Origin of the sequence: Fibrobacter sp. (genome assembly GCA_024399065.1) — a bacterium.
Taxonomy (GTDB): domain Bacteria; phylum Fibrobacterota; class Fibrobacteria; order Fibrobacterales; family Fibrobacteraceae; genus Fibrobacter.
The window spans coordinates 1-13,614 of sequence record JAKSIB010000011.1 but is presented as its reverse complement, the minus strand read 5'-3'; the positions used below and the strand labels follow the sequence as shown (position 1 = coordinate 13,614).

Sequence of the window (13,614 nt, the reverse complement as noted above, 5' to 3'; positions counted from 1 at the left end):
CTGTTTGAATTTGGGGTGTAAGAATATATTTTTTACCCCAGTAAATAAGGCGCCGTGTTTGGTGTAGATGGCGCAGAAGAGGTTATATGAAACATCCTTTCTATAAGAGCTTGATTGCGGCAGGTATGCTGGCTGTAGCTGGCGGCATGATTGCATGTGGCGATGACACTCCTGCAAATCCGGGTAATCCTGAAAATCCCATCGGTGGCGAACCGGTGTTGTCCAGCAGCTCTGTTGCTGCTGTTCCTGCTTCCAGCGGTTCTGCTCCTGTTGTGGGTTCCAGCAGTTCTGTTGAAGGTGCTCCCGCATCCAGTGGCTCCGCTCCTGTTGTGGGCTCCAGCTCCTCTGTGGCATCGGTTCCTGCAAGCTCCGAAAGCAAGAATCCGGAACTTGACGAAAACGGTTTCCCGACCATTGAATCCTATGGTGCTCCTCCCGCCTCCTATACTACCGATATCTTGAGCAACGGTAAGACTGGCTGGAGTTCCCGTTACTGGGATGCTTGTAAGCCGCATTGCTCTTGGTTGAGCAGCGTGGATACCACTAGCGAAGAAACCTACCAGGCTGGTATGACGGTTGCCCGTAACTGCAACATCCACGATGTGGAAGTTCCGGCATTTACCCTTGGCCATGCAGTTCAGCAGTACTGGATGGGCTACGAAGGTACTAACAGCGCTTGCGTAAATTCCAATGCCGGTGGTACTTACACCTGTACCGACATGGCTCCTATTGCCGTGAACGATACTCTTGCCTATGGCTATGTGGCTGGCTCCGGAAACTTGTATAAGTATGGCTGCGGCAAGTGCTATCACTTGCAGTTTAACGGTGGCAACCATGCCAACGACATTAAGGCGACCCATAAGGCCCTCAAGGGCAAGCACTTGGTGGTCATGGTCTCCAATATCGGTTACGATGTGGAAGACGGCCAGTTCGACATGATGGTGCCGGGTGGTGGCGTGGGTGCATTCAATGCCCTTTCTACCCAGATCGGCGTTCCCGCTTCTGGCCTTGGTGCCAACGGCGGTGGCTTCATGACCGAATGCCAGAGTGCCCTCGGCTGGGATAACACGGTTGAGGCATATCAGAAGTGCGTTATTGAAAAGTGCGAAAGCGTATTCCAGGGCTGGCCCAACTTGCTCCGTGGCTGTAAGTGGTATGCTGAATGGTACATGACTGCAGATAATCCGACCTTCAACTGGGAAGAAGTGGAATGCCCCCAGTACCTGGTGGACCATTACATGACTACAATCAATACCACCAAGGAAAACCGCTTCCGTTGGCGTGACGATTGGTCCAGCTATGAGAAGGGCGATCCTCTGGAAACTCAGGACTGCCTGACGGACGAATATCCGAAGGGTTGCGCTCCGTAATAAGCTGCGAAAATTTCAAAAAAGGGCGTCCGACTGGGCTGCCTTTTTTTGTTGAGGTTGTAATAAAGTATTATTTTTTTTAAAAGTGATAGTTCTGGGCGTTAGGAGTACGATGGAGTATGCGTGAAACTTCCAGGACTAAAATCCATGTGCTTTGCTGCGCTTGCCGTTGGTGCGGCTTTTGGGATTACGCCCAATGCTAATTTGAGTGCGGGCAGGAATCTTTATATTTCGGGGGCCGTAGCCTCAGGTAATCCTGGCGTTTATACCGATGGCCATTTGGATGATCATCAGTTCGACATGACCGACATCGCCTTGAATGTGGGTGAGGGGCCTACAAAGCTTTTCATTACCTGGGACACCCGCGGAGATGAGGGCTGGGTAGGGAACGAGTATGTACAAACTATTTGTCAGCACTTGGGAATCCCTTTAAAGAATTTCGCTATCCTGACTTCTGCAAATTCAACCAATGGCGTAGACGGTGATTGGGAAATCGCCTTGCAGGTGACGAACAATCCTGTGATGTCCCGTGGCGTGGAAATTGACTTCAAGGGTAAATCCTGGTTCCGCATCATGAGTGCAGAAAAGGTGCAGATGTTCGAGGAAGTTGGCGCCTACGATATCAGCAACGGTGGTACCGACACATGGTTTTTCTTGGGTACAAGCATCAGCCAAATGGGGTTGAAGCAGATCGCCGTGGACTCCACTTTTTCTGATTTCATCCATGCACGGTTCCCTGCGTTTACCCCGGCGATGATTCGTGGCGGAGTTGGTTGCGTGAACACGTCCAACATCATGGATGCCTTTTCTATTTACATGGACAATGCGACCAACGTAAAGTACTGGGCTATTGAAATGGGGACCAATGATGCCTGGGGCGGTAGCAAGGATAACCTGCAAATATTTACTCGCAATATGCAGACCATCATTGATTCTGCAAAGGCTCACGGAATCACCCCGATTATTGCGAGGATCATGGCGACTAATCCTGCGGTTGCGAAATGGCAGGTGCATCCGGATTATGTAAAAGCCATTGACGATCTTGTGGAGAAGAACAACCTTCCCCAGGGGCCGGATTTTTACAACCACTTCTTGAATCATCCGGAAGAATTGATCGCCACCAATGGCGATGGCGTGCATCCCATGCCATCAGGTGCGCAAAGCATGCACCGCCTGTGGGCGGAAGCTGTGGCGCCTTTGTATGCGGCTAGCGATGCTGCTGGAATTGGGGCTGCGCAGGTTCGCAATATTCGTTTCGCGGTTCCGCAGATAAGTGTGGTAGACAAGTCCATCCGTATCTCGGGAATGGATTCCGATGCCAGCGTCAGCATTGTAAATCCCATGGGGCAGGTGATGCAAAATACTGGCAACCTTCCTTCCGGAAATTACATGGTGGTTGCCCGCAGCCATGGTCATTCCGTGACCGCGAAAGTACATATAAAATAATTCTATCGTATTGATAATTGCAAGAAAAAGAATCCCGCCAGGGATTCCTTTTTCTTTTTTACGGTGCTGCAGGTGCAGGTTGGTAATCTTGAATTTCTTGGACGGCTGGCTCGGCGGCCTCCGCAGGCTCGACTGCCTCGGGAGCGTATTCCTCGCTTTGACGGACCGCCTGTGGCGCGGCTTGCTCAGCCTCTTCGGAATAATCTTCACCTTGTCGGACAGCCTGCGGTTCGTCATAGGAATCGTACTGTTCCGGCGCCTGGTACTGCTGTGGCGGGATGTAGTCGGGATGGTCCGGATCCTTGGTGGGATCGTAATTTGCGGTTTCAATAAACCACTGTATTACGCCAACGACTGCGCCCACTGCGGTACCCACAAGGGCTCCTCCTCCGAGGACCACCAGGGATAATCCAAAGAACCCGAGTTCGGTTTCTGCGTCTGCTGCATCGTCGGATTCTGCAAGGAGTGACATCATGGCCAGCCCGGGTAGGGCACCCGCAGTCGCCCCGTAGGAAACGTCTCGGGCAATTGGGTTCGGGTGGTTGTATGCGCAACCTGCCAACGAAACCACTAGAAACAGTGCGATGATTTTTGTTAAGATCTTCATTCGACCCCCAATGCAAATAGCATCTAACTCCAACTATGAGAAAATTATATAAAAAAACTCCCGACAGCCGAGGCCATCGAGAGCTTTTTGGGGGTTAGGAGGATCCTTGATGTCCCTTAGGACAAAATTCTTTAAACTTGAGCAATCCATTTATAACAATGTATTTCTCAGTTTGCAATGTAAATTTAGCTGAATCTAGGTAAATTTTAAATATACAAACCCTCAAAATGTCCCAAACTGTCCCTACTGTATCGCCCAGGTGTGATATAGATTACACTTTTGCTCTAAAAAAAGGCCTTCTTTGGCGAATTTAGGGCAAAAAGAGGCGGCTCGACGGGGCCGCTCTTTTTGGTATATGAAAATTACCAGCGCTTTTTTTGCTGTTTATTTCTTCAAGTGGAGTTTTCTTAGAACCTTGCCCAGGAGTTCGTTCAGGATGTCGCCTGCGTCCTTGCTGCCCAAAAGCTTCTGGATGAAGAGGGTGACTGCCAGAAGGATTACGCCGGCAATACAGCTGTAGATTACGAGAACCACGAGGCTTGTGCTACGGACGAATTCGCCGGTAACGTGGTCCAGGCCCAGGGCGGCACAAATCATGATGCCGAAGGCGACCAGTGCGCGACCCATGTTCATCAAGGCTTCCTTCATACCGTCGGTACCGTTCTTGCGGGCCCACATGAAGATCATGGAAATGACTTGCAGCAGGGCGCCGGTTGCGCCTACGATAGGAACGCTCTTGATGCCAAGCGGTGCGCCAAGGAGCAAGTAGGCGGGGATGGTCAATGCGAAGATGCCTGTGTTCAGGAGGGTGGGGAGCCACATGCGTTCTGCAGCGTAGAAGCTGCGCACGAGAACTGCCTGGAGGCAAAGGCCGAGAGAAACGGGTAAGTACCAGCGGAGGATTTCAGTGATGGCTTCCGTGGTTTCGCGATGGAAGGCGCCGCGTTCAAACAGGATACGGACAGCGGGGAAGGAGAGGGCCCACACGGCAACAACTGCAGGAATCAAGATGCAGAACATGCGGGAAAGGCTCTTCCAGATTTTTTCGTTCAGCTGCTTGATCTGGCCTTCCTTCACGAGGCGAGCCATGTCAGGATAGCTGGTGACGGAAACGGAGAATCCGAAGACGGCAACGAGAGTGTACATCACGCGGTAGGCGTAGTTGAGGCTGGAGATACCGCTGGTGCCGAAGTTGGCGCCGAAGCTTCTGATGATGAATTCAAGACCGAACATGGAGCCGACGCCCAGGGACATGGGGATCATCATCTTGAAGTAGCGAACGATATCCGGATGAGTAGGCTGTAAGATGAATTCGTATTTTACGCCACCCCTCTTTGCGCCAAAAATCTGCAGTGCAAAGAAGCCGATGAACGCGCCCACGGGAACGCCCCAGGCGAAACCTTCCAGACCGTAGTTCACGCCATTCTGCTTGCCAAGCAGAATACCTGCGAGGCCGCCGCCCACGATGGCCACGTTGTAGATCAAGCCGGTGAGGGAGGGGATGAGGAACTGCTTACGGGTGTGCTGCACTGCGACGAGGATGCTTCCCACGAAGATGAAAATCTGACCCGGCAGGATGATGCGGCCGTAGTAGGTGGCGCGTTCAATCAGTTCCGGGGTGGCGCCTTCCACAGTCAATAGCTGCAGAAGTTCCGGCATGAAGATAAATGCGGGCACCACCAGAATGAGCAATGCCATGCCGAAGGTGTTCAGCACGTTGCTGAAGAACTTCCAGCTCTTCTCTTCGTCACCCGCCACCTTGTAGCCGGTGAAAATCGGGATGAAGATGATGGAGAGGAAACCAGTGCTGACCACGTGATTCAGGATGTCCGGAATCATGAAGGCAAGGTCCAGGGCGTTCTTTTCCAGGGACACGCCAGCGGCATGGGCCAGGAGCATTTCACGGAAAATTCCCAGCACACGGCTGAGGAGCATACTGACAGCGACAATAATGGCGGCTTTATTCATAGTAATTTGACGGATTAATGCTGAAAACCGGTCTTAGTTATGTTAACGCATGTAAAATTAGAAAGATGTTACAAAATGGTTTTTGCGCGAATCCCCACTTGTTTGTATATTTGGTATCATGAAGAAAATTTTTGCAGTCCTTACCATCGCTCTTGCCGGTGCAGTTTTTGCACAGGAAGACTACCTCGCTGACGATTATATCGCAGATGTCTCCGGAATCTCTGAGGCAGAAAGCTCCAGCTCCGTGGAAGAATATGTTTCCAGTTCTTCTGAAGAATATGTGGCTGAAACTGCCGCAGCTGAAGCTCCCGCTGTAGCATCTTCCTCCTCCGAGGAATCTTATGCTTCTACCGACTACGATACCTTGTTTGGCACAAACACCTCTGGTTCTACCGAACCGGTGGAAGATGATGTGATGCCTGCAAAGTCTCCCTTCGACGACGACTCCATCCCGGAACTGAAGCGCTGCAAGTACACCTTCAGAAGCTGGGGTATCGGTTTCTCCACTTGGCACAACTGGCGCCACGAAGAAATGAACCCGGAACGTGACTGGGCCCTGGCTCTCCTCGTTCACCACGGCCGTATTTGGGAAATGACTTCCCATGGTTCCATCACCTTTGTGATGAACGCAAACTTTGCCTTCGGTGACTACTTTGAAACTCAGGCTATCGGCGTTCTCGGCGGTAGATACTTCTTCCTCAACGACATTTACTCCCCGTATGTTGGCGGTGGCTTCGGTCTTGGTCTTCAGTACGATGGTTACTTGAACGAATATTCCAAGAGCACCTTCGGCGACAAGTTTGGCTTTGGCTTTGCCGCCAACGTTGAAGTCGGTATGGTCGTGTTCCGCACCACCACCACTCAGTTGGAACTTGGCGCAAGCTACGATGTTCTCGTGAACGTTCTGAAGATGGAACCTGCCGCTCACGTCTACGGCGCCTTCAACTTCTACCTGGCTATCAACTATTAGCAAGGTGAGTGCCGCAGGAAAATGCTTGCATTTTCCTATGGCCGACCTTTGGCCACTTAGTGCTTTAGCACTTACGTGGACATGGCCACCTTTAGGTGGGGCGAAGTGAGTAAGCGGCGTGAAGCGCCGCCACTATTAACAAGTCGAGCGCCATTACTAGCAAACCGAGTGTCGCGGCAGAGCTCGCTCTACGACAAAACAATTAAAAAACGACTGCGTTCATCACGCAGCCGTTTTTATTTTGCGATATGTCGAGACGTTAGTTCACGATCATTGTGCCTCGTGCCTGGAGCCTCGGACCTCGCGCCTATTAGTAACGGTAGAAGTCCACCTTGTACGGACCTTCAACCTTCACGCCGATGTAGTCGGCCTGAGCCTGGGTGAGGGTAGTCAGGTGAACGCCCAGCTTTTCGAGGTGCAGGCGAGCAACCTTTTCATCCAGGATCTTCGGCAAGGTGTAAACGACGCCGGTTTCGTACTTGATGCCAGCCACAGTCTGCTTGCCGGTAGCGTTGAGCCACAGGTCGATCTGGGCGATGGTCTGGTTGGTGAAGCTAGCGGACATCACGAAGCTGGGGTGACCGGTAGCGCAGCCGAGGTTCAGCAAGCGGCCTTCAGCGAGCACGAGGATGCTGTGGCCATCGGGGAAGATCCATTCATCGTACTGGGGCTTGATTTCGTTGCGAACGATGCCCGGAATCTTCTTGAGGCCAGCCATGTCGATTTCGTTGTCGAAGTGGCCGATGTTGCCCACGATGGCGCGATGCTTCATCTTGCTCATCTGAGCGGCGGAGATAATGCCGATGTTACCGGTGGTGGTGACAAAGATATCTGCCTCGGAAACGACTTCGTCGAGAGTCTTCACTTCGTAGCCTTCCATCACAGCCTGGAGAGCGCAGATGGGGTCCACTTCAGTAACGATCACGCGAGCGCCCTGACCGCGGAGGGACTGGGCACAACCCTTACCCACGTCACCGTAGCCGCAGACCACAGCGATCTTGCCGGCCATCATCACGTCGGAAGCGCGGTTGATGCCGTCGATGAGGGAGTGGCGGCAACCGTAGAGGTTGTCGAACTTGGACTTGGTCACGGAATCGTTCACGTTGATGGCCGGGAACTTCAGGCGGCCTTCCTTGGCCATCTGGTACAGGCGATGCACGCCGGTAGTGGTTTCTTCGGAAACACCCTTGAGGGTTTCGCGAGCGCGGGTCCACTGCTTCGGATCCTTTTCGAAAATCTTCTTGCAAGTTGCGAGGAACACGCCCCATTCTTCGGAGTCGGTTTCCGGGTTGAATTCAGGAACCTTGCCTGCTTCTTCGAACTCGGCACCGCAGGTCACCAGCATGGTAGCGTCGCCACCGTCGTCCACAATCAGGTCTGCAGTCTTGCCGTCGGGCCATACGAGAGCCTTGGCAGTGTTTTCCCAGTATTCTTCCAAGGATTCGCCCTTCCAAGCGAAAACAGGAACACCCTGCGGGTTTTCCACAGTGCCCTTCTTGCCCACGACAACTGCAGCGGCAGCATGGTCCTGGGTACTGAAGATGTTGCAGGAGACCCAGCGAACGTCTGCGCCCAGGTCAACGAGAGTTTCGATGAGGATAGCGGTCTGCACGGTCATGTGGAGAGAACCCATGATGCGTGCGCCAGCGAGAGGCTTCTTGCCTTCGTATTCCTTGCGGAGAGCCATGAGGCCCGGCATTTCAGTTTCGGCCAGGTCCAGTTCCTTGCGGCCCCAGGCGGCAAGGTTGATATCTTTAACTTTGTATTCCATATTAATACCTCTATGCATAAATATAGTTATTCGCATATTTCCTTTCAAATCAAACCACTTAAAAAGCTTCTTTTCGGTCCCCTTAAGCCCCACTTGCAAATGTGATAAAAAAGTAAGTTTTCAGAGTTTTCAATTTGTTATATTGCTTTTCCGTGGTAAAGGTGAGCAATTGGGTTTATTTTTTGGGCTTGTCTCTGCTGGCTGCAAATGCCGTTGCAGAAGACGCCGTGAAGGATCCCTATCTGGGGGAACCTTTCATTGCGCGCAGTTTCGATACCGAACCCGTCGCCCAGTTCCCGAGTTTCCACGCCACCATCGTTGAATACCCCTTCGGCAGTTTCGTTGCGGCTGATTCTGCGACTGCTCAGCCCAAGGCATCCGTCCTCTACATTCACGGATTCAACGACTACTACTTCCAGCGGGAAATGGCTGAAAAGGCCGACTCTGCAGGCTACGCATTCTATGCCGTCGATCTGCACAACTATGGCCGCTCCCTCCGAGAAGGCGACCGCATCGGTGAAGTCCACAACATCGCGGAATACTATCCCGAGCTGGATTCCTGCGTCGCCCAAATGAAGCGCCAGCACCCTGATGCTCCCGTGGCAATTATCGGCCACAGTACCGGCGGCCTCGTCGCCACCATGTATGCGGACGCCCGCGAAAAAGGCAAGGACTTCTCCGCCGTGGTTCTGAACAGCCCCTTCCTGGAAATGAACTACGAGTTCCTCACCCGCGAACTGATCATCCCGGGCATTTCCGTGCTGGGCCAGTTCTTTCCGAGCTTCGGCGTTCCCCGCGGTGAAAATACCAACTACGCTGAAAGCCTGCTCAAGCAGTACCGCGGCGAATGGGAATTCGATACCACCATCAAGACTATCAACAGCATCCCCGTGAACTTCGCCTGGGTTCGCGCCATCCACAAGGCACACGCCTTCGTGCAGAAGGGTCTGGAGCTGGACACCCCGATCCTCGTGATGCATAGCGACTGCAGCATCGATCAGGACGAATGGGCCGACGAATATACCCGCTGCGACGGCGTCCTCAACGTGGAAGACATCAAGCGCTACGGCGCACGACTGGGCTCCCAGATCACCATGGCCGAAATCCCCGGCGCCCTCCACGATATCGTCCTTTCCAAGAAACCTGTCCGCGACAACGCCTACAACATCATCTTCAACTTCCTGGACGAAACACTTCCCGCTTCGACCATGGCCGCTGAATAATTGCCGGGCAAAAAGCTTGCAAGAACTTGACCTGTGGAATTTTCCGCAGGCCTTTTTTGTGCAGGGGAGGGGCAGCACTTTTTTGGGTGGGGGCTACTTCATACAAATTAACTCCGGCACTCGCCCCCTCGCTTCAGCCGTGCCTCCATTCCCGCGGTACAATTATTGCTGGCCGTCCCGTCTTCCGCTCCCCCGATTGCATACAAGTTCTATGCCTGCCGTTCATCAGGGCGGATCTGCCCCTTTGGAACATTTCGTCACCCGCCTCGCAGTTCGCGCCAGTGTTCCGCTGTGCCCGCGAATTGTTCCGTCACCCGCCTCACCAGAGTACAGCAAAAAAGCCCCCGGCTTCGCCGGGAGCTTTTTCAAATTCAGGAGAACTTCAGACTAGAATCTTGCGATGAGTTCCTGCGGGCATTCCACTTCCTTGTAGTTGTGGAGTGGATTACCTGCAGCATTCATCCAGTTGGCGAGGAACAGGCAGCCTTCCTTGGCTTGCGGGTCGTTTGCGAAGGAGGTGTTGCACTTGTTGGTGAGGCAGCTCTTGTAGGTGGATGCCTTATATCCGGAGGATTCTTCACATTCGGTCAGGAGTCCACCGTAGCGTGCGCCCTGGGAGCCCCAGCCCATCTTTGCGGAGCAACCGTCAAAGATACCGAAGCCACCACCAGGGATCATAATATCGAACTGGCCGCCGGCCACGTCATAACCCACGTTGTTGGACATAACGATAAGATGCTTGCCCTTCAGTTTGGTATGGTTGTCGGTTGCATACTTGCCCTGACCAGTAAATACCAGGTCGAAGCACTTACCACAGTTGCTTTCACCACCCGGAGTTGCTGCAAAGGCGAATGCCAGGGTGTCGTTGACAACGATGGGGAACTGACCGCGGCAAATGCCTGCGTTACCGCCATCGCACATACTCTGGGAACCGCCCTGGACCTTGTTACCCCTTGCGTCGCAAGTGGATGCCTTGCCGCCGTGTTCGGGCCATGCACAGTGAGGTTCGCAGCAGTCCCAGTAACGGGAGGCATAGCCGGAACCAGACTTACCGCCGGCAACGTACTTGATGGTGTAGTTGCTGGAAACGGTGCCGCTAGTGTTGCCGCTCTGCTGCTGTTGCTGCTGGCTAGAAGAAGACTTCGGAGCGGAGCTGGAAGACTTTGGCTTGCTAGAAGAAGACTGCTGCTGATTATTGTTTTGAGTCTGCTGCTGGTTATTATTGGTGTTGGTGCTAGAGCCGAGGCTTGCGCAATTCTTGCCCTGCGGATCGTAATAGCAGTTGATGGTGCAGTCTTCCTTGTAGGCGTAAGATGCACCGTTCACGTTGAGATTGTCGTAGGGCTTTACATACTTGTTAGAAGGCTTGTCGAAGCAAGTGCCGTCAGAGCCGCCCTGAGTCTGCTGATTGTTGTTATTCTGGGTTCCTGTGGAGGAAGCAGGCTTTGCGGAAGAACTAGACTTTGCTGTTACGTTAGTTGCAGAAGAAGTCGGGTTTACAACTGTTCCTGCGTTGCCATTGCCGTTTGCAGCGGAGGAAGCCGGGGTTGCAATAGTTGCAGAGGAACTCGGAACAGCGACGGTTGCGCTAGATCCCGGAATCAGGGAGTTGTTGCTCGGAATGGGGTCACCCGGGTTCAGCATGGTAAGATTGTTCAGGTCGATGTTCGTGACGATGAACTGAGTGCCGTCAAGAGTGACGATGTTCGTGAAAGTCGGGTCGGTGTAGCCTACAGCATTGCCGTTCACATCTGTTACAACGCCAGTTGCCAGGATAAGCAAGGTCTGGTCGGTGTTGAGAACCCAGCAGTAGTCGCTGGCGACTAATTGTCCGCTTACGACCTGGTCGTTTTCGGGGGCAGTGGTATTCTCTTCGGAGCAGTTAATCAGTGCTGCAGCTGCTGCAAGAACCAGGACGGACTTAAAAAATGGGTGTTTCATAAAGAATCCTCAAAAAAACCAAAACTTAGACTTTCTGTAAGAAAGCCCTTCCAATTCCATCCGCGCCCAAAAATAAATTTTTAAGCAGTCAGGTGCATGTAAATTTTTGTTACATATTGAGTTGCGTGTCCTGTAACACACTTTAACTTGTTATAAAAAAAATAAGTTTGACGCACCTAAAAAATGAAAAAGCCCCCGCCTTAGCGGAGGCTTTTGTTGAATATCGGGTTAACCAGCTATTAGTACTTGTTTTTGAGGACTTCCGGGCATTCCACTTCCTTGAAAGTGTGTGCCGGGTTGCTGGTGGCTTCCAGGAAGTTGGCCAGGAAGAGGCAGCCTTCCTTTGCCACCTTGTCGCTGCCGAAGTTGCTGTTGCACTTTTCGATGAGGCAGTTCTTGGCCTTGACATAGGCATAGTTATTGGCGATTTCGCACTGACTGAGGAGGCCGCCGTAGCGTTCGCCCTGGTCGCCCCAACCCATTCTGGAGGAGCATCCGTCAAATGCGCCGTAGCCGCCGCCCGGAATCATGATATCGAACTGGTCGTTTCTGACGTCGTAGCCGATGTTGGAGGCCATGATGATGAGCTTCTTGCCTGCGTTCTTCAATCTCTTGGAACCGGTGCCGGTGCTGGACTTCTTCTGGTCGCCATCGTAGTAATATGCTTCGCCGGTGAAGGTGAGCTCGTAGCAGTGACCGCACTTACCGCCCTGGCTTCCAGGAACTGCAGCGAAGGCGAAACCGATATTTTCGCAACCTTCGATGGTGAACGGAGACTGGCTAACGCAAGTTGCTGCGTTGCCGCCGCTACAGATACTTCCGGAACCCGGGTCGTTGATCTGGTTACCCTTGGCGTCGCACTGCTTGGCCAAATGGCCGCCTGCGTTTTCGTTCCAGGAACAGCTGGGCTTGCAGCAGTCCCAGTAACGGCTGGCGAAGCCGGAACCGCTGGCACCACCGTTCACGTACTTGATGACGGGGCAGTTTCCGTTGGGGTCGGCGCTGGAGCTGCTCGGGGGAGGAGCGGAGCTGGAAGAGGACTTTGCGACGCTGCTGGAGGATTTCGGGACGCTTCCGGAAGATCCGGGGTTGCTGTCGGAACTCGGAGTGCCGAGATCGTCGGAGCCTGCGCTGCTGGAACCCGGAAGGGATACGTTTGCAGAGACGATAGGCAGGGCGCTCAGGTCTACATCCTTCACCATGAGGTTTCCGTCGATGGTGTAGATGTTGCCGATGAAGGTGCCTTCGTTAAGGACGAAGGTTCCGATGGGATTACCGGCTGCGTCGTAGACAATGAGATCCTGGTAGATGATCAAGGTCTGGTCGGTGTTGAGGAGCCAGCCATCGGCGAGGATGATGGTGGGTTCTACGACTTCAAGCTTGGAAAAATCGACTTCCGTGGCGATTGGGGTGCCGTCTGCATAGACGATAAGACCGGATGCGCTGTCTGCAAGGCCGATGACAGTGCCATTGGTGTCGGATACGACACCCTTGTCGGAAATGAGGTATGTGTTTTTGTTGGAGTCAACAAAAATGTAGGAACGATCGGCAACGATGTACTTGGAGCCGCTATCTTCTGTTTTTGTCGGGGATTCGTCGCCGCAGCTGCAGATCAGTGCGAATGCGCTTGCAGCGACAAGAGCCTTGAAAAATGGAAACTTCATCTACAATCCTTTGTTTGCCCTAAAAACACCGGCCTAAAAGATAATTACTTATTATGTAATCTTTTGTAAAAACTCGGGAATAGGGGTGGATTTCGTTCTTGAAGTGTTCTCCGTCATAATTTGGTCGAATGTGTCGAGATGACGAATGTAAATTAATGTAAATTCTTTATTTGTAAAAAATGTTTTACATATTCATAAAATGTTGATTTTTAACGGGTTGCGATAAAGTTCTTTCTTGTTGAAGATGTGTTGATAAGTTGGAATTTAAAGAAGAATAAAAATGTTGAACCGTTGAAATTTTGCAAAAAAGGGCGTTTTTCACTTCTTGAAGACGTGATATTGCGCAACCGGTGGGGTGGCTCTGCTACTGGTGTTGAAAAGCCGAAAATCCCCATTTTTCGCCAAAAATCAAAGAAAAATCCTTGAAATATTTCTTGAAATTGCTAAATTTGAGCAGCAAAATTCGTAGAGTACCGCTTCCTATGCTCTGCGAAATAACAGGAATCAGGCTCTAACCCGCGCCGTTCCTACGATTCGAAGCGATAAACCTTCTGCTGAAGAAGAGGAATAAAATGGCAAAAGAACATTTTGACAGAAGTAAGCCGCACTGCAACATCGGCACCATCGGTCACGTTGACCACGGTAAAACCACTT

General features: G+C 52.2%; 10 protein-coding genes. 5 read left to right on the top strand and 5 right to left on the bottom strand.

The annotated features are described in order from the left end of the window. The first annotated feature begins 86 nt into the window (after positions 1–86). Both MJZ25_07075 and MJZ25_07070 read left to right on the top strand, forming a co-directional pair. Complete coding sequence (locus MJZ25_07075; GenBank protein ID MCQ2123932.1) at positions 87–1,370, top strand: glycosyl hydrolase family 5; 1,284 nt, start codon at positions 87–89, stop codon at positions 1,368–1,370. 123 nt (positions 1,371–1,493) lie between these two features. Next, positions 1,494–2,816 carry an SGNH/GDSL hydrolase family protein gene (locus tag MJZ25_07070; protein ID MCQ2123931.1) on the top strand — a complete coding sequence of 441 codons (1,323 nt, stop codon included), beginning with the start codon at positions 1,494–1,496 and terminating at the stop codon, positions 2,814–2,816. A 58-nt stretch (positions 2,817–2,874) separates the two neighbouring features. On the opposite strand, the gene MJZ25_07065 is transcribed toward MJZ25_07070, so the two are convergent. Next, positions 2,875–3,423, bottom strand: a complete 549-nt coding sequence (locus MJZ25_07065; protein ID MCQ2123930.1) for a hypothetical protein — start codon at positions 3,421–3,423, stop codon at positions 2,875–2,877. Positions 3,424–3,807: 384 nt separating this feature from the next. Further along, complete coding sequence (locus MJZ25_07060) at positions 3,808–5,391, bottom strand: murein biosynthesis integral membrane protein MurJ (GenBank protein MCQ2123929.1); 1,584 nt, start codon at positions 5,389–5,391, stop codon at positions 3,808–3,810. 118 nt (positions 5,392–5,509) lie between these two features. On the opposite strand from MJZ25_07060, the gene MJZ25_07055 reads away from it, so the two are divergent. Then, positions 5,510–6,361, top strand: coding sequence for a hypothetical protein (locus MJZ25_07055; GenBank protein MCQ2123928.1), 852 nt, complete (start codon positions 5,510–5,512; stop codon positions 6,359–6,361). Between the two features lie 310 nt (positions 6,362–6,671). Here MJZ25_07055 and ahcY read toward each other — a convergent pair whose 3' ends face one another. Further along, positions 6,672–8,132: an adenosylhomocysteinase gene (gene ahcY / locus MJZ25_07050; GenBank protein MCQ2123927.1), complete on the bottom strand. Its 1,461-nt coding sequence runs from the start codon at positions 8,130–8,132 to the stop codon at positions 6,672–6,674. 188 nt (positions 8,133–8,320) lie between these two features. On the opposite strand from ahcY, the gene MJZ25_07045 reads away from it, so the two are divergent. Then, complete coding sequence (locus MJZ25_07045) at positions 8,321–9,355, top strand: alpha/beta hydrolase (protein MCQ2123926.1); 1,035 nt, start codon at positions 8,321–8,323, stop codon at positions 9,353–9,355. A gap of 387 nt (positions 9,356–9,742) precedes the next feature. Here MJZ25_07045 and MJZ25_07040 read toward each other — a convergent pair whose 3' ends face one another. Both MJZ25_07040 and MJZ25_07035 read right to left on the bottom strand, forming a co-directional pair. After that, entirely contained in the window at positions 9,743–11,296 is a 1,554-nt protein-coding gene (locus tag MJZ25_07040) for a glycosyl hydrolase family 5 (GenBank protein MCQ2123925.1), read from the bottom strand. Between the two features lie 239 nt (positions 11,297–11,535). After that, positions 11,536–12,960 carry a glycosyl hydrolase family 5 gene (locus MJZ25_07035; protein ID MCQ2123924.1) on the bottom strand — a complete coding sequence of 475 codons (1,425 nt, stop codon included), beginning with the start codon at positions 12,958–12,960 and terminating at the stop codon, positions 11,536–11,538. A gap of 572 nt (positions 12,961–13,532) precedes the next feature. Here MJZ25_07035 and MJZ25_07030 point away from each other — a divergent pair. Beyond that, positions 13,533–13,614, top strand: an 82-nt coding sequence (locus tag MJZ25_07030; protein ID MCQ2123923.1) for a hypothetical protein, incomplete at its 3' end; no start/stop codon positions are given.